Below are 23,243 nucleotides of genomic sequence, written 5' to 3' on the forward strand. Positions count from 1 at the left end.
TCTCGGAAATGCCGATTGCAGGCGCGGTCAGGCAGCCCCGTCATCTCCGGCGCAGAGGGGCCGTCGCTCGCCGGAGGCGCTGCCCGCGGTGCGGCAGGGTGATGATCATTCGGTATGAAGGGACCGCTTCATGCGATCCGCTGGAGATCGGCGAAGCCGCTCCCCTTGAGCGGCCTGCGTCACGTTCGACCTGCAAATTGGCGCGGCAACGGATAATGAAAACTTAATTCTTCAAGAATATCAATAGTTTGTTGCGTATTTACGATGATGGCGCGCATTCTTGATATTAAAAACGGTCAAGAGTCCCGTGGCGGGTCTGCGAAGGCGTGCGCCCGAAGAGCTTGCGATAGCGCATTGCAAAATCGCCCATGTGCAGGAAACCCCATCTGCGCGCGATTTCCGCGATCGACACCTCCGGTTCCGCCGACAGGAGATCGCGGTGAACGTGCCGAAGGCGGGTTTTCAGAATATAGGCGATCGGGCTCAGCCCGTATTGCTCCTTGAAGCCGGCCTGCACGCTTCTGACGCTGACACCGGCCGCCGCGGCGATATCCTCCAGGCGGATCTTCTCGGCCGCATGCGCCTCGATCCAGTCGACGGCTTTCCGCACATAGTGCGGGCTGGGCTTCTGGGAGGCGTCGCGCCCGGACAGTTTCGGCCAGGCCTCGACGAAGACGGACAGAAATGCCTCCTCCAGCAGGGCGGCGCCCAGCGGGGCGTCGGCCAGCGGATGTTCGCCGGAATCGACGGCCCCCAGAAGCGACGTCATCCCGTGCAAGGATTTCAGCGCGCCGCTATGAAAATCCGCAACGGAGCTGAAACGCATGAGCTCCGCGCACGGATCGTCCACATCCATCGCGAACAACCGGGCGCATCGTTCGACGGGGATGGCCACACAGGTTTGTCGCGTGCCGGGCCGGCAGACGATCCTGTGCTCGTCGACATTGCGCAACAGGAAAGCCTGCCCCGCGCCGCCGGCGACATTCTGGTGGCTCGTTTCGGAATGGTAATACCCTTCCTCGATGAAGTGCAGCTCCAGCCGGTCCGTGGTTCCCATCTCCGCCCGTGCCAGGAAACCGTGCCGGGAAACGGATTGCAGCGTGATGAGCGAGCCGAGCGTGCTGATGTTCACGGCATAATCGAACTCCAGGCTCGTTTTCAGTGGCTCATACCGCACCGTGCATGTCGGTTTCGACACCAGTTCGCTCAACAGGTCCGGATCGGCGTTGGCAGCCGAGAAATTTTCGATCGTCATCACGCTTCCCCATAGCCGCAGCGCCGCAGGTCCCCGCATTCCCGAAATGATGGCAATTTTTCTTTAACTCTATCAATTCGGCCCGCCCCCCGACAGGGGTCTTTCCGCAATTATGATCCATGATCCCGGAAAGAACCGAAGACGACGGAAATAGCCCCCGGCGGCACGGACGGACAGCAACCCGGCCGCGTTTGCGTGATCGCTGTCGAATCCAGCGGCTTTTCAGACGGTTATCCGAAGATTGACGGCGTGCAGCAGGCGTGACGGCCGGTCTATTCCGCGATGCCCGCGCGGGCAGCCGGGGGAAGATCGTCAGGCGGGCCGTCCGCCCGTCGCAGAACGCCTTCGGCCCAGCGGCCCGAGGCCTCTCCGAAGCAATCGTGGATCGAATCGACCGCGATGACGCTGCCCAGCGCCAGGCGCCCGAGCAGGCTCAGTCCCCTTTGCACCGTGCCGTCCTGCCCGATCACCTGCCCGTCGGAAAGGGTGCGGGCACCGGACTTGCTGTCGACCGGGCAGATGCGGCCCTCATCGCGCAGGTTGCAGAGCAGCGGGTCGATCACCGTTTCGAGCTTCGGACCCGGCAGAACCGCATCAATCATCACCGTCGCACGCGCCTGCGCCTCATCCTCGACCAATTGCCAGCCATCCTCGACGAGCAGCACATCGGGATCGTCGGCGGCGCGCAGATCGACCAGGCCCGTCTCGATCAGCGCCAGCAGTTCACGGGCGCCGGAGACCGGCGGTCCATAGGAAAAGCGCTTCAGCCCTTCGTCGAAGCCGATCAGGGCGGCGGCGGTCTCCGGTGGAACCTCCGCGGGATTGAAGGCGCGCCGCAGCGGGTTCTGCCATTTGCGCCAGAGCTGGCCGATCGCATAGCCGGGCGATGGCGGAGAGGCGGCTTCCGCCATAGCGATTGCATGGCGCAGCACCTCATCCGCCTCGCGGTCTTCCTGCTCGCCCGGACTTTTCCGTTCGACCGCCAGCCAGTCGCGCAACGCATCGGCATCGGCCGTGCCGCCATTTTCCGCGAGCAACCGACAGGCGGGGGCGACGAGGACGGCGCACACGAGATCGAGCGCCCGTTCCGGTTCGGCAGTCACCGCCTCGGTCATGGCCCGCTCGAAAGCCGCGGTTTCGGCCGGTTGCGGCTCGAACGCACGGTCGATCCGCGCGGTCGCCGGTTTGGGGATCGGAGGCAGACCGTCGCGCGAGAAGGGCAGAATGCGGGCCGGCTCTGCCCCCGAGGCGATATAGCCGCCGTCCTCGAAACGGCCACCCTGCCCCAATGTCAGCAGGCGCAGGACATCGAAGGTCGTCAGTCCCAGCCCCCGTATGGCCACGGCGCGCCCGGACCAGCCGGCGGCCGCCGCTAGCAGATCGCGGTCGGGATAGGCGGGCATCAGCGTCGCACCCGTGCGGGAGGCGTGGTCGATCCACCGGGCAAGCTGCGGGTCGGGCCGGGTTCGAGGCTGGCCCTGCGCCAGAAGCACCTCATCGAAACGGCCGATAAGCTTGCCGTCGCCGTGCAGGCGCCAGCCGTCGCCATCCGCTTCCACGCGCTCGACCCGCAGGGGCCGGTGGGTCACGCGCAGTCCGGCCGGAGCGCCCGATGACAGGGCGGCGAAGCGGGCGGCAAGGTAGGCTCCCAGCTCGGCCCTCGGCGGAAACCGGTCGGGATCGCGGCGGCCGGCCGGCAGCCAGTGCGAGAAGCTGCCCGCTTCATCTGTATGCCCAGGCGGCGCCGGCAGGTCGATGGCGTGGAGAGGAACGTTGAGCAGGCAAAGCGGGCTCTGCCGCGGATCGAAATTCGGCCCAGCCCCCGGTGTCGGTTCCGGATCCAGAAAGGTGATCGCAACGGCGCGCACCGCAACGGTGCGCGCCACCAGCCTCTCGGCCGCGCCGAGCCCGCGCGGCCCCGCGCCGATGATTGCAACCTGCAAGGCCCTGTCACTCATGGATGTCCCCTTCTCTCGCGTCCGTCGTGGCCATGAAACCGTACCGCCCGGCAGCGCGGCGTCAGCCGCTCTGCCTGAGTTCGGGATAGACCCCGTCCAGAACGATTTCGAAATGCTGCTCGATGGAATCCGCGCAGGTGCAAGACCGCGACTTCAGCCCGTCGATATTTTGCAAGATGAAGACGCCGCGCCGCGTCGCGATCAGCCCGTCCTCGCGCAGCTGGCGCACGATCCGCGTCACGAAGGTGCGGCCCACCCCCAGCATTTGCGCCAGCTGTTCCTGGGTCAGTGCCACCTCGGTCGAGCCCGTGCGCGCCGATGCCGCCAGCAGCCACTTGGCGGCGCGCTGCGTGATCGTATGCGACGCGTTGCAGGCCGAGTTCTGGAAGATCTGGGCGATCAGGCAGTCGGAATAGCGCGAAAACCAGTGGCGGAGCGGCAGCGATTCCAGCTTCACCTGCTCCAGAACCGCCGTGCGGATGCGCAGGAACCGGCCGCCGGCGCGCACCTGCGCCGTTGCGTAGGCCGGCACCCGTCCGTTGGAGACGATCCCGCCGATCGCCCCTTCGCGGCCGATCATCGCCACCTCGACCGCGCCGTTGTCGTCGTCGGCCCAGATCTGGAAACTGGCGATGGCCGGGCCGCAGGGAAACCATGTGTCGTTCACTTCGTCTCCCGCCTTTTGCAGGATGTCGCCGGGATGCAGATCGTGCGAGCTGAGATGCGGATGCAGGCGAGCCCTGTCTTCATCGCGCAATTTCGCCAGAAGGATGTTATCGCCCAGATCGCGGGTCGTAGCGGCAGCCATGAGAAGCATTCCCCCTTTTCCGCGCAATGCGGATTACGTAATGTGCAGTTGTGGACAGACGCGTCGCACGTCTTGTGTTACTCGCGAACATAGCGTGCTTATGCGAACGGATCGAATGGACAGATGAGGCCACGGCGGTGATGAACCTGATATCGAACGCGAGGCTTTTCGCGACCGGCAACCGGCCGCTTCGTTATGGATAATGCCCGGCAGCCAGCGACGATCGACAATTGCGACCGTGAACCCATCCACATTCCCGGAAGTATCCAGCCGCACGGCGTCATGCTGGTTTGCGATCCCGTCACCTTCGAACTCCGCTATGCCTCGCGCAATCTTGCGGGGTTAACGAATATTGAAAGCGACTCGTTCCCTGGCATGCCGCTGAGCGACATTCTGGGCCCGGATGCGGTTCACGAGCTGTTCAATGCAGCCGCCAAGACCCATGCCACGGGAGCGCCCGGTATCGTTCTCAAGCTCAGGCTTCCCGAACGCGACGGCGTGTTCGACGCCACCATCCACACCCATGCCGAACGGTGCTTCATCGAAATCGAGCCCTGCCTCGACGACGGACACAGCGCCGAGCATGCCCTCGACCTGACCCGCCAGCTCATCGCCCGCATCGGCATGGAAAGCGATTTCGAACGTCTCGTGAAATCGGGGGCACGGCTCGTGCAGGCCATGCTCGGCTATGACAGGGTGATGATCTACCGCTTCCTGCATAACGGCGCAGGACGTGTGATCGCCGAGGCGCGCCTGCCGCATCTCAACAGCTTCATGGGACAGCATTTCCCCGCCTCCGACATTCCGGCGCAGGCGCGCAGGCTCTACCTGGACAATCCGATCCGGATGATCTCGGACGTGGATTCCGTACCGGTTCCGCTGCTGCCGCCGCTTGCCGAAGGCGCGGCGCCGGTGGACATGTCCCACGCCCAGTTGCGCAGCGTTTCGCCGGTTCATTGCGAATATCTTCGCAACATGGGCGTTTCCGCTTCCCTGTCGATCTCGCTCATCGTCGAAGGTAGGCTCTGGGGACTGATCGCCTGTCATCACGACACGCCACGGGTGACGCCGCTGGCATTGAGGATCACCGCCGAACTCTTCGGCCATTTCTTCGCACTCCAGCTCGGGTCCATCGAGCGCCGCTCCCGGATGATCGCCTCGACCGAGGCGCGCAGCCAGCTCGACGCACTGATCGCCGATATCGGTATCGGCGAACCGATCGTCCCGGCGCTGGCCGACCGGCTACCGATGCTGGCACGGCTTGTCGGCTGTCATGGCGCGGCGCTGTGGATGGATGGCGTCTGGGCCGCGACCGATACGGCGCTGACGCAGGATGCGTGCCGTCAGGTTCAGGAACTGGCGAGCGATGCCGGTTCGCGCACCATCTGGCACACGCAGGAGATCGGCGCACACATTCCGGATCCGGTCGGGACGGTGGCCGGGGTTCTGGCGATTCCGCTGTCGGAAACGTTCGACGACACGCTCTTCCTGTTCCGCAACGAAGAAGCGCACGAAATCGAATGGGCGGGCGAGCCCACGAAGACGGTCGTCGGCACCGGGCCGGAGTTCCGGCTTTCGCCGCGCGGCAGTTTCGAAACCTGGCGCCAGGACGTGCGCGGTCACTCGGTGCCCTGGCACGAAACCGACCTGGCCATCGCCGAGGCGATCCGGTCCTGGCTGCGCGACGTGATCCTGCGGCAGACCGAGGCGGCGGCCGAGGAACGCGCCAACGCTGAGCAGCGGCGGCGCATCCTGAACGACGAGCTCAACCATCGTGTCAAGAACGTCATCGCGCTGGTCAAGTCCATTGCCCTGCAAACCGCAGCGAACGCCGAGACGGTCGCGCAATATTCCACATCGCTCGAAGGCCGGCTTCAGGCGCTGGCGACCGCGCACGACCAGTCTCTGGGTCAGGGCGACGGCGTCGGGTCTCTGGCGGATCTGATCGAGATGGAAGCCGGGCTTTACCGTTCGGACGACGACACCGACCGCATCGTCGCCGAGGGACCAGAGCTGCAACTGGACGACAAGGCCTTCAGCGTCGTGGCGATGGTTCTGCACGAGATGATGACCAACGCCGTCAAATATGGCGCCCTGTCCACGCCCGGGGGCCGGCTGGCCATCGCATGGTCGCATGCCGGGAACGACCTTGTCATCGACTGGCGCGAAAGCGGCGGTCCGGCGGTGTCGCCGCCCCAACACACGGGTTTCGGCAGCCGCCTGATCCGCAGTTCGCTCGAATACGACCTGCGCGGCAGCGCCGGGATCGATTACCAGCCCACGGGACTGGTCGCGCGGTTCGTCATCCCTGCGCGGCATGTCCTGACCGGGCCACGATCCGCGCCACAGCCCGCGCGGATACGGCGCAGCACCGGGACACTCGACGGCCTCTCGGTGCTGGTCGTCGAGGATCAGGGGCTGATCGCTATGGATGCCGAGGACACGCTGAGGCGTCTCGGCGCCTCGGACGTCCGGCTTGCCGCCGGCGTGGGGGAGGCAATGGCGCTGCTGGAGACGTTCACCCCGGACGTGGCGGTTCTGGACTTCAATCTCGGCGAGGAGACTTCCGAGCAGGTCGCGCAGGTGTTGACGGCGCGCCGCCTGCCCTTCCTGTTCATGACCGGTTACGGCGACCGCGTGCTGCTGCCCGAAAGCATGCACCATGTGCCCATCGTCCGCAAACCGATCAGCCCGGCCACAATCGCGCTTCAGATCTCCGCCGCCCAGGCCGCAGTCGCCCGTCAGACGCCGGCTTCCGGGGAAGAAGACTGAAACGAACGCGGCTGACACGGGCCTGGCGGAAAACACAAGCCGCCGGCTGTGACAAAGAGCGCCCGGACAGCCCCGTTTCGATCCGGACGTCCATCCTTTCATAGACCCGCAATCTTCACCTGCCGCAAGAACGGCGGCGAAGCGAACAGCAAGGTTTTTCCTCTCCCGGACGGGAAAATGCGGCACCGCCTGCAACCGCAGCCGCGGACGCGCATTTCGCAATGGACGTCACCGACCGGACCGCCGTTAGAGGTGATCCTGAAATCCGCAAAGCCGATCCGATAAAGGAGAACCGATCTTGGAAGGCATTCTGAGAGACTTCATCGCCGAAGGCATCGCCCTGCCGATGTTCGCCAGCCTTCTAACCGGAATTCTCATCGGCGCGGAACGCGAGTGGTACGGCAAGCCCGCCGGCCTGCGCACGCATGCGCTGGTCTGCCTGGCATCGTGCCTGTTGACGCTTGCCGCGGCGCGACAGGTGGAATGGACCATGCATCTGGTCGAGGGAACGCAGATCGTCTCGGATCCGACGCGCATGGCGCATGGCGTGCTGACGGGAATAGGCTTTCTCGGCGCCGGGGTCATCTTCCGGGAAGGCGCCACGGTCCAGGGCCTGACGACGGCGGCCTCGCTGTGGATCACGGCCGCGCTCGGGGTCGTCTACGGTGTCGGGGCCTACTGGATCGCGCTGTCGGGAACCGTCGCGACGCTGCTGGTGCTGGTCGTCCTGCGGATACTGAACATGCTGCTGCCCGGCTCGCAGGAAGTCAGGCTGCATGTCGTGGCCGCGCCCGGCTTCGGCCCCGCGCAACTGCGCGAGATCCTGCGCGCGGAGGGAATGGAGCGGCGCCCGGTCAGCAAAAGCCGCAACGCAACCACCGGGCTGGCGGAGCTCACATCGACCACGCGAAGCCGCAGCGCCGCCCAGTTCGACGCGCTCTGCGCCGCTCTCGAACGCGCGCCCGGCGTGATCGGCTATGCCGCCCTGAGCGCCGAAGATGCCGCCGGACAGAACCCGGGATGGCATCGGATCGTCACAACGGCAACCGACAAGGGCGACCGGGCGTCCGCCTGATCTCCGGCAGCATCGGAGCGACGCCGCGGAAGCGGTCGGCCCGTGTCAGCCGGCCGGCTTCAGCTCCGCCGCGTGTTCGCCGATATCGAGGAACAGTGCCGTCATCACCTGCATGCCCTCTCGGCCGATGGAAAGCAGCGCATGCTCGTTCGGGCCGTGCTGGCCGCATTCGGCATAGGAATGGGGAATCCAGATCGTCGGCAGGCCGAGGATTTCGGTGAAAGCGTCGTTCGGCAGGGAGCCCGCGAGGTTCGGCAGCACATGCGGACGCTTTCCGGCGCTCGATGCCAGCGAGCGCTCGACGAAACGGACCCACGGGTGATCCGGCGAAAATCGCGTCGCCCGGAACGCCTCGCGGCGACCCGGCCGGATCTCGACCATCGGGAATCCGTGGGCGTCGAGATGGCGGCGAAGCGCCGGGAGAATATCGTCCATGTCGGTGCCGACCACGAACCGCAACTGGCAGGTGGCGCGGGCCGAACCGGATATGGCGTTCTGCGGGGCGGCGATATTGCCCGACGACATGGCGAGAACGGCAAAGGAATTCCAGCCGAAGACACGCTCGCCGGGTGTCAGCTCGCTCTCGCCCCAGTCCGCATCATGCTGTCTCGGCGGCAGGTCGCGAAGCGCTGCGCGAATGTCCGGCGTCAGGCTGTCCGGGCGCCATTCGGGAATCCGGATCTGGCCGCGGGCATCGGTGATCGTAGCGATCGCCTGTGCAAGCAGAATGGCCGGATCGGCAAGCAGCCCGCCGAAATTGCCGGAATGGAAATCGCCTTCGCGCAGGTCCACGACGAGATCGAATGTGATGCCGCCGCGCGAGCCCATGAACATGGTCGGCGTGTCGGCGGCAAGCCTCGGCCCGTCCGAGGCGATCAGCACGTCGGCCGAAAGCCGCTCGCGATGGGCGGTAAAGAACTCGCGCAACCCGAAGGAGCCGGTTTCCTCCGCCATTTCGAGGATGATCTTCGCATTGAAGCCGAGCCTGCCATTCTCACGGATCAGGAGTTCCAGCGCCTTGATGTTGACGAGGTGCTGGATCTTGTTGTCGGCGGTGCCGCGTCCGTAGAGCCTGTCGCCCTCCCGTGTCAGGGTGAACGGATCGAGCCCTTCCCGCCAACGATGCGCCTCGCCGTTGCAGACGTCGCCGTGGCCGTAGACGAGCACGGTCGGCAGGTCCTCTCCCTCGATGCGGGTGGCGATCATCAGCGGCGCGCCGCCCTCGCGGGGGTTGTCGAAGATTTCGGTGTCGAAACCCATCGAGGCGAGAAGCGGGCGCATGTCCTCCTCCAGATAGGCATGGAGGTCTTCCGGGCGCCCCTCGGACTGGCTGACCGAACGCCGCGCCACCAGCGTTGCGAGGTCGGCGATCAGGCCGCCGCCGTCGACATAGGTGCGCGCCGCTTCCATCGATTGCGTTCTGTTCATGTGGATCTATCCCTTTGCATCGGCAGCGGCGAGCGCCGCCATGTCCGGCGCTTCCCAGCCGCGGCCGGGCATGGCCGCGAGCAGCTGGCGCGTATAGGCGTGTTTTGGCGCGCCGAAAACATCGTCGACGGTGCCGTATTCCACCACCTCGCCCTTCGACATGACGAGGATATGATCGGAGATTTCCGCCGCCACGCGCAGGTCGTGGGTGATGAAGATCACCGTCAGGCCGACGCTCTTCCTGATGTCGTCGAGCAGTTTCAGCACGTCCTTCTGGACGGAGACGTCGAGCGCCGACACCGCCTCGTCGGCGATCAGGATTTTCGGCTCGACCATCAGGGCGCGGGCAATCGAGATGCGCTGCCGCTGGCCGCCGGAAAACTGCGCCGGATAGCGGTCGAGCGCATCTTCCTCGAGGCGGACGATCTTCATCAGCTCGCACGCCTTCTGCATGGCCTTCGCACGGGGCACGCCGAAATTGACCGGCCCCTCGACGAGAAGGTCGCCGATGGTGCGGCGCGGATTGAGCGAGCCGTAGGGGTCCTGGAAGACGATCTGGATATGCTTGCGGAAATTGCGCCGGCCGGCCGCCGTCGTGGTGTCGAGCCGCGCATTGCCGATCCAGACGGTGCCCTCGTCCGGCTCCACCAGTCCCATCAGGCAGCGCACCAGCGTCGTCTTGCCCGATCCCGATTCCCCGACGATGCCGAGCGTCTTGCCTTCGAGCACGGTGAAGTCGGTCGGCTTGACGGCCTGCACCTTGCGGGCGGGCTTGAACAGCGTCCGGGCGGTCGTGAAGGTCTTTTCGATGCCCGCGACGCGCAGCGCGACGGGCGCGGACATATCGACCGGCCCCTTGGCGCCCTGGCGCTTCGGCACGGCGTCGATCAGCATGCGGGTATAGGGATGGACGGGATTGTTCAGCACCTGTTCGGCCGCGCCCTGTTCGACGACGATGCCTTTCTGCATGACCACCACGCGGTCGGCAAGCTCGGCCACCACGTCGAAATCGTGGGTGACGAACAGGATGCCGGCATTGCGGCTTTCCTTCAGCGCCTTGAACATGTCGAGTATCTGCGCCTGCGTCGTCACGTCGAGCGCCGTCGTCGGCTCGTCGGCGATCAGCAGGCGCGGCTCCATCGCGAGCGCGATGGCGATGACGATCCTCTGGCGCTGCCCGCCCGACAGTTGATGCGGATAGGCGTGATAGAGCCGCTCGGGATCGGGAAGCCGGACCTCCTTCAGGAGCGCCAGCGTGCGCGCGCGCCGCTCGGCCGCCGGCATCGGGGTATGGGCCTTGAAGACCTCCTCGATCTGGTCGCCGACCGTGTAGCAGGGATTGAGCGCGCTCATCGGCTCCTGGAAGATCATGCCCATCCTGTTGCCGCGCAGCTTCGCATGCTCGGCCTCGGAAAGCTTCAGCATGTCGCGCCCCTCGAACAGGATCTCGCCGCCGGAAGGCTTGAGAACCTTCGGCAGGAGACCCATCGCGGCAAAGGATGTGATCGACTTGCCGGAACCGGATTCGCCGACGATGCAGAGGATTTCCTTCGCCGCGATATCAAGCGACAGGTTGCTGACCGCATGGGGGCGGTCGCCGCCCCTGGGAAGGTCGATGGTCAGGTTGCGGATCGACAGGACCGGTTCGGAAACGGGATCGGCCATCAGTTCCTACCCTCCGGTGCGGTGATGTCGCGCAGGCCGTCGCCCAGCATGTTGATGGAAAAGACCAGGATGAAAAGGGCGATGCCGGGAATGGTGATCAGCCAGCTTTCGAACAGCAGCATCTCCCTGCCCTCGGAAATCATCAGCCCCCAGGAGGGCGTCGGCGGCTGCACGCCGAGGCCGAGGAAGGACAGCGCCGCCTCCAGAATGATGGCATGGGCCATTTCCACGGTGATGATGACGATCAGCGCGTTCATGACGTTCGGCAGCACATCCTTGAAGAGGATGCGCGGCAGGCTGGCGTTCAGCACTTCCGCCGCGGCGATGTAGTCCATCTGCCGCACCTGCATCGTGGCGCTTCTCAGCACCACCGCGAAGCGGTCCCACAGGAGCAGGCCGAGGACGGAGACGACGACGGTGAGAGAGCCGCCGAACAGCGCCACCACCGCCAGCGCCACCAGCGTCGCCGGCAGGGCGAGCCGCACCGACAGGATGAACATCACCACCGCATCGACCTTGCCGCCGAAATAGCCGCCGAGGACGCCAAGCGTCGTGCCGATGACGGCGGAGATCAACGCCGCGGTGAAGCCGATCAGCAGCGAGACGCGGGCACCGTAGATCAGCCGCGAGAGGTAGTCGCGCCCGAGGGCGTCGGTGCCGAGGATGTGGTTCCAGTCGCCGCCAAGGAAGACGGGCGGGATATGGCGCGCCAGCAGGTCCTGCCGGTAGGGGTCGTGGGGCGCGATTACCGGCGCGAGAAGTGCGATCAGGCCGATGGTCGAGAGGATGACGAACCCGGCCATGAAGCCGCGGTGTTTCCCTGCCTTGGCCAGCAGCGCCCGCATGGGCCGGGGCGCGCCCGCAGGCAGGGCCACGGCGGTGGCTTGAATCGTATCGCTCATGTCAGGCGGTCCTCAGTCGGGGATCGAGCCATGCGTTCAGAACGTCGGCGAGAAAGGTGAAGACAATGTAGAACATCGCGAAGATCAGGATGAGCGCCTGCATGGTCGGCAGGTCGTTGCGCGAGATCGACTCCCAGGCGAGGAAGCCCGCGCCGTGAAGGGCGAAGATCGTTTCCACGACGATGGAACCGCCGAACATGAAGCCAAGCTGCACCGCCGCCAGGCTGACCACCGGAATGATGGCGTTGCGCAGCGCATGCTTGAACAGCACCTGGCGCGGTTGCAGGCCCTTGGCGCGGGCGGTGCGGATGTAATCCGCCGACAGCACCTCCAGCATGCCCGCGCGCGTCAGCCGCATGATGGCGGGCGTCGCATAATAGCCGAGCACGATCATCGGCAGGATGTAGCCGGTCCAGTGCCGGGTTCCCGAAGCGGGCACGAGGCCGAGATTGACCGAGAAGATGACGATCAGGATGAGGGCGAACCAGAAGCTCGGGATCGCCTGCCCGACGACGGCGATGCCGAGCGCCAGCCGGTCGACGATCGTGTTCGGAAAGGCGGCGGCAAGCACGCCCATCGGAATGGCGACGAGCAGCGCGAAGCTCATGCCGAGAAAGCCGATGGTCATGGTGACGGGCAGTCGCTCGGCGATCATGCCCGACACCGGCGTCCTGAAATAGTAGCTCATGCCGAAATCGCCGGAAAGCGCCCGCATCAGCCAGTCGAAATACTGCACCAGCAGCGGACGGTCGAAACCGTATTCGGCCCGGATGGCGGCGATGACCTCGCCGGGGGCGCTGTCGCCGGCAATGGCGATCGCCGGATCGCCGGCCAGAAACAGCAGGATGAAACTGACGAAGGACACGGTCAGCGCGACCAGAGCCGCCATACATAGTCTCGTGAAGATGAATCTCAGCATCGTATGCTCCTGACGCAAGGCGCCTGCGGGTCGGTATCCGGGCGCCGCAGGTGCGGCGTCCCGGAAGGCGAGGCAGAGCTTACTTCCAGCCGATCTCGTAGAAGCGGACGAGTTCGTCGGGCGTCGGGGTGAAGGAGACGTCCTCACCCATGATGTAGTTGGTGGAATAGTTCCACAGCGGCACCCAGTAGGCCTTGTCGGCGATGAGGGAGAGTGCCTCCTTGTAGAGCGTCTCGCGCTCCTCCGGGTCGATGGAGGAATCGGCCTTCTTCAGCGTCTCGGCCAGCACCTCGTCGCGGGCGTCGTCCTCGCCGCCCAGCCGGAAGAACTCGCTGGTGATGGCCGAAACGTCGGCGATGGAGTTGGAGCCCCACGTCTGGAAGGTGATCGGCGCGCCGTCCTTGATGCGCTTTTCGCGCAGCGCGGCATATTGCAGGTAGTTCAGGTTGGCCTTGATGCCGACCTCGGCCAGCATGCCGATCATCGCCTCGGCCAGCGGCCGGTCGCGATAGGCGTAGAAATCGATCTCGAAGCCGTTCGGATATCCGGCTTCGGCCAGCAGTTCCTTCGCCTTGGCCGGATCGTAGGCATAGGTCGTCACATCGCTCGCGCAGCCGAACTGGCTCGGCGAGCAGGCACTGTCGACCACCTCGGTCGTTCCCTTCATCAGCGCATCGACGATGCCGTTGCGGTTGATCGCATGATAGACCGCCTGGCGCACGCGAACGTCCGTCATCGGGTTCTCCGCGCCGGTGCGGCCGGCGGCGTCCATCGTCAGGTAGCCGACACGCATGGTCGGCGCGTTGACCACCTGGAAGCCGCCACGGCCGGCCATCTTGTCGGCCTGGTCGGACGGCACCTGCCAGACAAGGTCGATCGTGCCGTTGAAGAGTTCCGCCATCTGGGTGTTGATGTCGGGAATGGTGCGGATGTCGATGGTCTCGACCTTGGCCTTCGGCTTGGCGGCGGCGAAATAGTCCTCGTTGCGCTTCAGGACGAAATGCTTGCCCGGCTCGACGCTTTCGAACTTGTAGGGACCGGTGCCGATCGGCCTGGTCGCCACGCCTTCCGGCCCGACGGCCTTGTAATATTCGTCGGGATGGATGACGACCGGCCCGGCCAGATATTCGAAGGCGGCCGGGAACGGCCCGTTGGTGTGGATGCGGACCTTGTATTTGTCGAGTTTCTCGACGGTCTTGATCCAGTTGACACTGACCTTGTTCTTGATGCCGCTGGCCGGATCGACCGCGTAGTTCAGGGTGTAGACCACGTCATCGGCGTCGAAGTCCTCGCCATTGTGGAATTTCACCCCTTCGCGCAGGGTCAGGTCGAGCGTGGTGGCATCGACCCACCCCCATTCCGTCGCAAGATTGCCGACATATTCGCCGGTTTCCGGATTGCGGTAGAGCAGGCCGTCCCATGCGGCATTGCCGAGCAGGATGCCTTCTCGGGCCGTGTTGAAATAGGGATCGACATGTTCGAGTTCCTTGGCGAAGGCAATCGATACGGTGTCGTCGGCCTTGCCGGCCAGAGCCGCCGAAGCCAGAAGGCAGGCGGGCAGAAGGACTGCTGCAATTGCTGTTCTCATCTCAGTTCCCCTTTTTGAACCTATTTTAGGCATTTATGTTTTATGGCTATATATTATACATGTTTTTATTTTTGTATACACAAAAGTAAAATTGCACTCAATTCATTCTTTTTGAATACAAAATGACATATTGTCAGGGCATTATGCCGGCGGTATGAAACCGGCTGGAGGATCGAATGTGACCGGCACCAGGCCGCCGACGGCGGACATTCTTTACGAGCGTATCGAGACGCAGATCGCCGAGGGCCGTTTCAGCGACGGCGAACGGCTGGACGAGGTGCGGCTGGCACGCGACTTCGGCGTTTCGCGCACGCCGCTTCGCGAGGCCCTGCGCCTGCTTTCCGCCACGGGACTGGTCGAACTCGTTCCCAATCGCGGCGCTTTCGTCCGCCAGCCGGATTTCACCCGTCTGGTGGAGATGTTCGAGGTGATGGCGGAAATCGAGGCGTGGTGCGCGCGCCTTGCGGCCACCCGCATCACCCCGGCCCGGCTCCTCTTGCTGCGTCAGGCCGCGTCGGCCTGCGAGGCGGCCTTGCAGGTGCGCGACTACCAGCTCTATTACGAGCGGAATGCCACGTTTCACGGCATGATATACGACGCTTCCGGCAACGCTTTCCTGGCCGAGGAGGCGCGCAATCTCCAGCGGCGCCTGAAACCCTTCCGCAAGGCGCAGCTTTCCGTCGGCGACCGGCTGTCGCGGTCGATGAGCGAGCACCGCGAAATCCTGCTGGCGCTGGAAGCCGGCGATGCGGCACGGGCCGAAACCGTGATGCGCGCCCATATCCGCATCCAGGGCAGCCTCTACGAGGAGTTCCGCCTTGCCAAGGGCGGCGCCCTCGAAGACGCGGGACAATCCGCCGGCTGAACGGCACGCGCCCCTCATGGGAAAAGCAGGAGCTCGGACACGTCGGCTCCCCCCGTAAGGCCTGAAACCGTCCTGACGATGCCCGTCTTGTCGATTCCATAATGGCGATAGAGTTCCTGAACGGTGCCGGTCTGGCCAAAGCGCTCGACCCCGAGCGCGATCGACCTGTGGCCGTGAATAGCGCCCAGCCATGCGAGGCTCGACGGATGCCCGTCGGTGACGGTGACGAGCGTGCAATGGCGCGGAAGCCCTGCCAGCAGGCTCTCGACATGGCCGGCGGCAGCCTTCAGGCCGCCGCGCCGGGCCTGCTGCGCCGCCGTCCATCCGGCATGCAGCCGGTCGGCGGAGGTCACGGCCAGCACGCCGATATCGCGCCTGCTTTCGCCGAGAAGGCCGGCGGCCGCAATCACTTCCGGCGCGATGCAGCCCTGATAGACCAGCACGACGTCGGCATTGGGGCCGGGTTTCCTCAGCCAGTATCCGCCGTCGATCACACCCTGCCGGAAATACGGATCGTCGCGCCGCGCCGCCGGCTGTTCGAGCGGCCGCGTCGTCAGTCTCAGATAGACCGAGCCGCCGGCCTCGTCGCGCAAGCCCGTGCGCGGGTCCGGCCGGACCTCACCATCGCGCTGCATGTAATCTAAAGCCCAGTCCATGACGATGGAAAGCTCGTCGAGAAAGGCCGGCTCGAAGCTCGCTAGCCCGTCCTGGCTGATGCCGATCAGCGGGGTGGCAATCGACTGGTGTGCGCCGCCTTCCGGCGCCAGCGTGATCCCCGAAGGGGTTCCGACGATCATGAACCGGGCATCCTGATAGCAGGCGTAATTGAGCGCATCGAGGCCGCGCGAGATGAAGGGATCGTAGACCGTGCCGACCGGCAGCAGCCGCTCGCCGAACAGCGAATGCGACAACCCGGCGGCGCCGAGCAGGAGAAAGAGGTTCATCTCGGCAATACCGAGCTCGATATGCTGCCCCTCGGGCGAGAAATGCCATTTCTGCGACGACGGCACCCGCTCGTCGCGGAAGGTGTCGGCCTGCAAATCGCCGGCAAAAAGGCCACGCCGGTTGACCCACGGCCCCAGATTGGTCGAAACCGTGACGTCGGGAGAGGTCGTGACGATGCGCGCGGCAAGGGGACTTTGCGATTTCGCCAGCGCATCGAGAATCTTGCCGAAACCGGCCTGGGTCGAAAGCACGCGGTCTTCGAGAAACACCGGGCCGTCCGTGGCGATCCGGGGCGCGCCGAAGCGGCGCGGCCCTTCCCGGAAAAAGGCGGCCTGCGACAGGAAATCGCGCAAGTCGCCGGGATCGGCCACGGTCGAGAACGGTTCCCATTCGCGGCCCGCCGCGACCTGCATCGCCGTCTGGAACCCGGCCATCTGCGCCGTCGTCATCAGACCGGCATGGTTGTCCTTGTGGCCGGCCAGCGGCGTGCCCCATCCCTTGATCGTATAAGCGAGGAAGACGGTCGGCCGGTCGTGGTCGATCCCGTCGAAGGCTTCGGTCAGGGTTTCGAGGCAATGGCCGCCGAGATTGTTCATCAGCGCCGCCAGTTCGTCGTCGGAACGCCGCCCGATCAGCGCCGTCACCTCGCCCTGATCGCCGATCTCGTCGAGAAGGCGTTGCCGCCAGGCGGCCCCACCCTGAAAAGTCAGCGCGGCATAGAGCTGGTTGGGGCAGCGATCGATCCAGTCCCTCAGCCGCTCACCGCCCGGCTCGGCGAAGGCCGCCCGCTGCAAGGCGCCATGCTTGACGATGACGACCTCCCAGCCGAAGGCCCGGAAGATCGCCTCTATGCGCTGCCACAGGCCCTCGCGTACCACGCCGTCGAGGCTCTGCCGGTTGTAGTCGATGATCCACCACGTGTCGCGCAGGTCGTGCTTCCAGCCTTCCTGAAGGCATTCGTAGATGTTGCCCTCGTCCAGTTCGGCGTCACCGGCCAGCGCGATCATCCGCCCTTGCGGGCGCTTTTCGGCCCACGGTTTGGCGGCGATGTAATCGCGCACCATCGAGGCGAAGGCCGTGACCGCCACGCCGAGCCCCACGGAGCCGGTGGAGAAATCGACGTCGTCGACATCCTTGGTGCGGCTCGGATAGGATTGCACGCCGCCGAAGCCGCGGAAATTCTCCAGCCGGTCGCGGGTCTGGTTGCCCATCAGATACTGGATGGCATGGAACACCGGCGAGGCGTGCGGCTTGACTGCGACGCGGTCTTCCGGCCGCAGGGCGTGGAAATAGAGGGCGGTCATGATCGAGACCATCGAGGCCGAAGAGGCCTGATGGCCGCCGACCTTGACCTCGCCCTTTTCCCGCAGGTGGTTGGCGTTGTGGATCATCCAGCAGGACAGCCAGAGGATCTGCCGCTCGATGGATTTCAGATGCGCGATGCCGGTGTCCGTCACGATCGTCTCCCGCTATCGGGTTCATGCCCGATGTGGATCCGCCCGGCGGCTTTGTGCCTTGCTCTGACCGGATCCGTTCCCCTTGATCTGCCCGGCCGGACATGCGTTTCCGGCCGGGCAGGATAGCGCCGCGACGTCAGCCGTTGCGGAAGGTGTAGGCGTAGCCGTTGATGGCGGGCGCCCCGCCGAGATGGGCGTAGAGCACATTCGAGCCTTCCGGGAAGTAGCCCTTCTTCACGAGGTCGATCATGCCCTGCATGGACTTGCCCTCGTAGACCGGGTCGGTGATCATGCCTTCCAGCCGGGCGCAGAGCCGGATGGCGGCCTTGGTCTCGTCCGACGGCACGCCGTAGACCGGATAGGCGTAATCCTCGACGAGAACGATATCGTCCTCGGTGATCTCCCGGCCGAGTTCGACCAGGCCGGCGGTGCGCTGCGCGATTTCCAGCACCTGCGCCTTGGTCTGGGCCGGTGTGAAGGAGGCGTCGATACCGATGACGTTGCGGGCGCGGCCATCCTTGGCGAAACCGACCGTCATGCCGGCATGGGTGGAACCCGTCACCGTGCAGACGACGATGTAATCGAACTTGAAGCCAAGCTCCTCTTCCTGCGCGCGGACCTCCTCGGCGAAGCCGACATAGCCGAGACCGCCGTATTTATGCACCGATGCGCCGGCGGGGATCGGATAGGGGTGGCCGCCCTTGGCCTTGACGTCCTCGATCGCCTCTTCCCAGCTCTGGCGGATGCCGATATCGAAGCCCTCGTCGACCATCTGCACGTCGGCGCCCATGATGCGGCTCAGGAGGATGTTGCCGACGCGGTCGTAGACGGCGTCCTCGTGCGGCACCCAGCTTTCCTGCACCAGCCGGCACTTGAAGCCGATCTTGGCGGCCACCGCCGCGATCATGCGCGTGTGGTTGGATTGCACGCCGCCGATCGATACCAGCGTATCGGCATTCGAGGCGATGGCGTCGGGAATGATGTATTCGAGCTTGCGCAGCTTGTTGCCGCCGAAGGCCAGACCCGAATTGCAGTCCTCGCGCTTGGCGTAAAGCGCGACCTTGCCGCCAAGATGCTCGGAAAGCCGCTCCAGCTTCTCGATATGGGTCGGTCCGAATGTGAGCGGGTAGCGCTCGAATTTCTCCAGCATGGGATTCCCTCGTGCTTGTTTTGACATGAAGGGAACGCTAACATCCTTCCAATGAAAGGTGCTCTCAAAGATAGCATCGCGTTTTCGTGAAATTCAATCATATGACTGAAAATTCATGACTATTTTTCATTTTTTATCAAAAATACGGAAGATTCTTTCATGAGGTCCGAACTCGACCGCATCGACCTGAAAATGCTGCGCCTGTTGCAGAAAAACGGCCGGCTGAGCAATGCCGAACTGGCGCAGATGGTCGACGTCAGCGCCGCGACCTGCCATCGCCGCACGCAGCGTCTCTTCGATGAGGGCTATATCAAGTCCGTGCGCGCGATGGTCGAGCCGCACAAGGTCGACCGCGGCGCGCTGGTCATGGTCGGCGTCGTCCTCGACCGTTCGACACCCGAAAGCTTCGACGCCTTCGAGAAGGCGGTCGCGAAGCTCAATTTCGTGCTGGATTGCAATCTGGTCGCCGGCGACTTCGATTATTTCCTGAAGATCCGGGTCGGCGACATGGCGGATTTCAACCGCATTCACGGCATGCAGCTGATCGGCCTGCCGGGCGTGCGCCAGACCCGCACCTTTTTCGTGATGAAGGAGGTGGTGGACAATGCGCCGCTGGATTTCTAGAGCACTTCCAGCAAAAGCGCGCAGCGGTTTTGCGTCGGGAAATGCGTAAAAACAACGAGTTGGAGCGCGGCACCGCGCTCCGGAGCGTCGCCCCGTTGCGTCCGTCCGGACGCAGGGCGCTCTAGGCTTGTCTGGCCTTGCGGTTGGCGTAGCGCCGGTCGCGTTCCGCCTTTCGGGCGGCCTCGTCTTCGACCACGCGGGCGATGCGGTTCTTCTCGGCTGCCTCGCGCGCTTCGGTTTCGGCCCGGGCTGCGGCAGCGACGGCTGCCTGCCGCTCGGCCGCCTCGGCCGCAAGGCGCTCGGCCGTCTCGCGCTTCACCCGTTCGCGCTCAAGGCGCCGCTCTTCCCGGGCGGCGGCGACGGCCACGCGTTCCGCCTGCCTTGCGAGTCTGGCAGGCTCGTCGGCCGTCTGCGCCGCACGATAGGCATTCAGGAGAGCGGCCTTCGCTTCCCCGGAAGCTGCACGGCGGTCGAAAAGCTCGTTGTTTCTGGCGTTCTTCAAATCATAGTCCTCGAAATCGTGTTGGAACAGGTCAGGTCGTTCTGGCGCGCTTGGCCAGAAGCGCGGCCGTCGCCGCGGCACGGTCCTGCGATTGCTTTGCAAGGCGCGCTTCCCGAAGCCGCAGGGTCTTTTCCTCGCGGGAGCGAACGATGGAATCGCGCTCTTCAACGGCGCTGCTGCGGGCAAAAAATTGCGATTGGGCATCGTTGAAGGCTATCTCGGCCTGCTGGCGAGATTTGCTGTGTGTCTGTGTCATGGTCTTTTCCGAATTGGGGGCCGCCAGGATCGCGGCAATAAAAAAGGCCAGGCAATCTGCCTGACCTTGGTTGGTATCATGCTCTCGACAGTGCCAGTACATCCGTGGTCAAAGGAAAGCGGATACCGGGTGGCTCAGGCCGCCTGAAGATTGCAGGCGGACATCTTGCCCGACTTGCTGTCGCGCTCCAGGTCGAAGCCAATCTTCTGGCCTTCCACGAGTTCGCGCATTCCGGCGCGCTCGACGGCAGAGATGTGGACGAACGCATCGGCGCCGCCATTGTCAGGCTCGATGAAGCCGAAACCCTTGGTGGAATTGAACCATTTAACTGTGCCAGTGGTCATGATGAACCCTTTCATAGCAATACGAGAAATCCCAACGCCGAAGCGTTGCGGACGGTGATAACGATTTTTGAAAGGAAAGTTCGCTCAGGCGCGGTGCTAAACGCGCGATAACCAAAGCTCAGCAAGCAAATATCGACGACCCATACATAGGCGATCCGCCCAGGAGTGTCAACTTTTAGTTTTTAAAATATCGACTCTCTTCATACGGTTGTATTTTCCAGCCTTGCACGTACCGTCCTGACGACCCGATCCACAGGCGGGGAAAACCCTGTATCTCCATCATCGCCCTGAAGCCTTCGCTGCGAGGCTGACGGAACCCGGAAAGGCGGGCCCTTCACCGGAAGCGGACGCCCGCCCTTTCCTGCTCCTGCCCTCCCCGGCCTATGGAACCTCGACCGGCGTGCAGCGTTTCTTTCGACAATCATCACTTCGCGCGGGGCCGCGGTGACATGTCCGGTGACAAGCGTGGATGGACGCCGGCGCCGCCGGGCGGGGAAGGGGAAACTTCCAAGGGGGTGACAGCCCGCAATATCCACGGCGAATGGAGCGCTTGCAGCAAGGTTCGGGCCACCTCGTCGGGCCGGGCGCATAAAAGTCCGCAAAAGGACCTTCCGACCAGTCAACCCAGATGAACAGGAGAGATCAGATGGCGAAGAAAACGCAAGGCAACGGCCGCGGCATTCCCCAGGGATCCGGCGGCGAGACCCAGCAGCGTGGGGGTCCGGTGCTGACCACCAATCACGGCGTGCCCATCTCGGACAACCAGAATTCGCTGAAGGCCGGACAGCCGGGGCCGACGCTGCTCGAGGATTTCGTGCTGCGCGAAAAGATCTTCCATTTCGACCACGAACGCATTCCCGAACGGATCGTCCATGCACGGGGCACCGGCGCGCACGGCTTCTTCGAATGCACCGACCCCATACCGGAACTGACACGCGCCTCGCTCTTCCAGAAGAGGGGCGCGAAAGTCCCCGTCTTCGTCCGCTTCTCGACGGTCGCCGGTTCCAAGGGTTCGAAGGACACGCCGCGCGACGTGCGTGGCTTCGCGGTCAAGTTCTACACCGAGGAAGGCAACTGGGATCTCGTCGGCAACAACATTCCGGTGTTCTTCATCCAGGACGCGATGAAGTTTCCCGACCTCATCCATGCGGTCAAGCCCGAGGCTGACCGGGGATTTCCGCAGGCGGCTTCCGCCCACGACACGTTCTGGGATTTCGTCTCGCTGATGCCGGAAAGCCTGCACATGATCATGTGGGCCATGTCGGACCGCGCCATTCCGCGCAGCCTGCGGATGATGGAGGGTTTCGGCGTCCATACCTTCCACCTCGTCAACGCCGAGGGCGAGGCGACGATGGTCAAGTTCCACTGGAAGCCCAAACTCGGCATGCAATCCACCACTTGGGACGAGGCGGTCAAGATCTCAGGCGCCGATCCCGACTATCATCGCCGTGACCTCTACGAAGCCATCCAGGCGGGAGACTGTCCGGAATGGGAGCTGGGCATCCAGATCTTCGATCAGGACTGGGCCGACAGGCAGCCCTACGACGTGCTCGACCCGACCAAGCTCATCCCGGAGGAAGAGGTGCCGGTCCGCATCGTCGGCCGCCTGGTGCTGGATCGCTATCCCGACAATTTCTTCGCCGAGACGGAACAGGTGGCATTCCTGCCCTCGAATGTCGTGCCGGGGATCGATTTCTCCAACGATCCGCTGTTGCAGGGACGCCTGTTCTCCTATCTCGACACCCAGAAGTCGCGGCTCGGAACGACGAACTTCCACCAGATCCCGATCAATGCGCCCAAATGTCCGATGCACAATTTCCAGCGCGACGGCATGATGCAGGTGCAGGTTCCCAAGGGCCGCGCCAATTACGAGCCGAACAGCCTGGATGAAGCGGGCGAGGATCCCGGTCCCCGCGCCTCGGATCAGGGCTTCGTCTCCGTCGCTGCCTTTACCGAACCGGCGGAGGAAAAGCGCCGTATCCGGCCCGAGAGTTTCGCCGATCATTTCAGCCAGGCGCGGCTGTTCTTCGTCTCGCAGACCGAAGCCGAGCAAAACCACATCATCGCGGCCATCGTCTTCGAACTGTCGAAGGTTCAGCTGAAGCATGTCCGCAAGCGGGTGCTGGCACAGTTGCGCAACATCGATGAAAGCATGGCCCAACGCATCGCCGACGGCCTGGGTGCGGAGCTGCCGCCCGCCCTGCCGCCGGCGAAGGCTCCGGTCGACCTGCCGGTCTCGGACGCGCTGTCGATCCTGAAGCATCCGGCCCCCGTCGAGGGACGCTGTCTCGGGGTGCTCGTCTCGGACGGGGCCGATGGCCCGGTGGTGGAGGCGCTGAAATCCGCGGCAAGTGCCGCCGGCGCGACGGTGAAGATCGTCGCGCCGAAGGTCGGCGGCGTGAAGCTGAAGGGTGGCGAGCTGCTGGAGGCCGACGAGAAGATCGACGGGGCGCCTTCGGTTCTGTTCGACGCGATCGCGCTGGTGCTGTCGCCGGAAGGAGCGGACCAGCTTGCCGGGGAGAAGGCGGCGCTCGATTTCGTCTCGGATGCCTACGCCCATTGCAAGGCCATCGGTCACACCGGGCCCGCGAAGCCCCTGCTCGACAAGGCCGGCGTCGTTCAGGACGGGTTTTTCTTCGATCTGTCGGGCAGCAATGCCGAAGCTCTGATCGAAAAGCTCCCGATCCGCGACTGGTCTCGGGAAAAGAAGGTGAAGCTGCCGGTCTGACG

18 protein-coding genes are annotated in these 23,243 nt (G+C 64.4%); 5 read left to right on the forward strand and 13 right to left on the reverse strand.

Features of this window, described 5'->3' with window-relative positions; all coding sequences use genetic code 11:
* Window positions 1-286: 286 nt before the first annotated feature.
* From NOF55_RS09745 to NOF55_RS09755, 3 genes are all read right to left on the reverse strand, one after another.
* The gene (locus NOF55_RS09745) at window positions 287-1,255 is read right to left on the reverse strand and encodes an AraC family transcriptional regulator (protein WP_306411180.1); all 969 of its coding nucleotides are present in this window, start codon (window positions 1,253-1,255) and stop codon (window positions 287-289) included.
* A 272-nt stretch (window positions 1,256-1,527) separates the two neighbouring features.
* Window positions 1,528-3,213, reverse strand: coding sequence for an FAD/NAD(P)-binding protein (locus NOF55_RS09750; RefSeq protein ID WP_306411181.1), 1,686 nt, complete (start codon window positions 3,211-3,213; stop codon window positions 1,528-1,530).
* A gap of 61 nt (window positions 3,214-3,274) precedes the next feature.
* Entirely contained in the window at window positions 3,275-4,021 is a 747-nt protein-coding gene (locus NOF55_RS09755) for a Crp/Fnr family transcriptional regulator (protein WP_306411182.1), read from the reverse strand.
* Between the two features lie 195 nt (window positions 4,022-4,216).
* On the opposite strand from NOF55_RS09755, the gene NOF55_RS09760 reads away from it, so the two are divergent.
* Together NOF55_RS09760 and NOF55_RS09765 are read left to right on the forward strand one after the other, a co-directional pair.
* Window positions 4,217-6,793, forward strand: a complete 2,577-nt coding sequence (locus tag NOF55_RS09760; RefSeq protein WP_306411183.1) for an HWE histidine kinase domain-containing protein — start codon at window positions 4,217-4,219, stop codon at window positions 6,791-6,793.
* Between the two features lie 298 nt (window positions 6,794-7,091).
* Window positions 7,092-7,868 carry an MgtC/SapB family protein gene (locus NOF55_RS09765; protein ID WP_306411184.1) on the forward strand — a complete coding sequence of 259 codons (777 nt, stop codon included), beginning with the start codon at window positions 7,092-7,094 and terminating at the stop codon, window positions 7,866-7,868.
* A gap of 45 nt (window positions 7,869-7,913) precedes the next feature.
* Here the strand turns inward: NOF55_RS09765 and NOF55_RS09770 are convergent, their stop codons facing one another.
* The 5 genes from NOF55_RS09770 to NOF55_RS09790 all read right to left on the reverse strand — a co-directional run bounded on the left by NOF55_RS09770 (window position 7,914) and on the right by NOF55_RS09790 (window position 14,370).
* Complete coding sequence (locus NOF55_RS09770) at window positions 7,914-9,296, reverse strand: M20 family metallopeptidase (RefSeq protein ID WP_306411185.1); 1,383 nt, start codon at window positions 9,294-9,296, stop codon at window positions 7,914-7,916.
* 6 nt (window positions 9,297-9,302) lie between these two features.
* Window positions 9,303-10,961, reverse strand: a complete 1,659-nt coding sequence (locus NOF55_RS09775; protein WP_306411186.1) for an ABC transporter ATP-binding protein — start codon at window positions 10,959-10,961, stop codon at window positions 9,303-9,305.
* Window positions 10,961-11,863 (reverse strand): ABC transporter permease, encoded by a 903-nt coding sequence (locus NOF55_RS09780; protein WP_370868964.1) that lies wholly within the window; start codon window positions 11,861-11,863, stop codon window positions 10,961-10,963. Before NOF55_RS09780 ends, NOF55_RS09775 begins: the two co-directional genes overlap by 1 nt.
* Window position 11,864: 1 nt before the next feature.
* Window positions 11,865-12,782: an ABC transporter permease gene (locus NOF55_RS09785; protein WP_306411187.1), complete on the reverse strand. Its 918-nt coding sequence runs from the start codon at window positions 12,780-12,782 to the stop codon at window positions 11,865-11,867.
* 79 nt (window positions 12,783-12,861) lie between these two features.
* On the reverse strand, window positions 12,862-14,370 hold the full coding sequence (locus NOF55_RS09790) for an ABC transporter substrate-binding protein (protein WP_306411188.1): 1,509 nt from the start codon (window positions 14,368-14,370) through the stop codon (window positions 12,862-12,864).
* 178 nt (window positions 14,371-14,548) lie between these two features.
* Between NOF55_RS09790 and NOF55_RS09795 the strand changes: the two genes are divergently transcribed.
* The gene (locus NOF55_RS09795) at window positions 14,549-15,235 is read left to right on the forward strand and encodes a GntR family transcriptional regulator (protein ID WP_306411189.1); all 687 of its coding nucleotides are present in this window, start codon (window positions 14,549-14,551) and stop codon (window positions 15,233-15,235) included.
* Between the two features lie 14 nt (window positions 15,236-15,249).
* Here the strand turns inward: NOF55_RS09795 and NOF55_RS09800 are convergent, their stop codons facing one another.
* Window positions 15,250-17,571: a thiamine pyrophosphate-binding protein gene (locus NOF55_RS09800; RefSeq protein ID WP_306411678.1), complete on the reverse strand. Its 2,322-nt coding sequence runs from the start codon at window positions 17,569-17,571 to the stop codon at window positions 15,250-15,252.
* A 202-nt stretch (window positions 17,572-17,773) separates the two neighbouring features.
* A complete protein-coding gene (locus NOF55_RS09805) occupies window positions 17,774-18,787 on the reverse strand; it encodes a 1-aminocyclopropane-1-carboxylate deaminase (protein WP_306411190.1) in 1,014 nt (337 codons plus the stop codon).
* Window positions 18,788-18,946: 159 nt separating this feature from the next.
* Here NOF55_RS09805 and NOF55_RS09810 point away from each other — a divergent pair, with 159 nt between their 5' ends.
* Entirely contained in the window at window positions 18,947-19,411 is a 465-nt protein-coding gene (locus NOF55_RS09810; protein WP_306411191.1) for an Lrp/AsnC family transcriptional regulator, read from the forward strand.
* 121 nt (window positions 19,412-19,532) lie between these two features.
* On the opposite strand, the gene NOF55_RS09815 is transcribed toward NOF55_RS09810, so the two are convergent.
* From NOF55_RS09815 to NOF55_RS09825, 3 genes are all read right to left on the reverse strand, one after another.
* The gene (locus NOF55_RS09815) at window positions 19,533-19,913 is read right to left on the reverse strand and encodes a DUF6481 family protein (protein ID WP_306411192.1); all 381 of its coding nucleotides are present in this window, start codon (window positions 19,911-19,913) and stop codon (window positions 19,533-19,535) included.
* A 31-nt stretch (window positions 19,914-19,944) separates the two neighbouring features.
* The gene (locus NOF55_RS09820; RefSeq protein WP_306411679.1) at window positions 19,945-20,169 is read right to left on the reverse strand and encodes a hypothetical protein; all 225 of its coding nucleotides are present in this window, start codon (window positions 20,167-20,169) and stop codon (window positions 19,945-19,947) included.
* A gap of 134 nt (window positions 20,170-20,303) precedes the next feature.
* Complete coding sequence (locus NOF55_RS09825) at window positions 20,304-20,513, reverse strand: cold-shock protein (RefSeq protein ID WP_306411193.1); 210 nt, start codon at window positions 20,511-20,513, stop codon at window positions 20,304-20,306.
* Window positions 20,514-21,159: 646 nt separating this feature from the next.
* On the opposite strand from NOF55_RS09825, the gene NOF55_RS09830 reads away from it, so the two are divergent.
* On the forward strand, window positions 21,160-23,241 hold the full coding sequence (locus NOF55_RS09830) for a catalase (RefSeq protein WP_306411194.1): 2,082 nt from the start codon (window positions 21,160-21,162) through the stop codon (window positions 23,239-23,241).
* Window positions 23,242-23,243 lie beyond the last annotated feature (2 nt).

The organism is Ectorhizobium quercum, assembly GCF_026552795.1.
Classification (GTDB): Bacteria; Pseudomonadota; Alphaproteobacteria; order Rhizobiales; family Rhizobiaceae; genus Ectorhizobium; species Ectorhizobium quercum.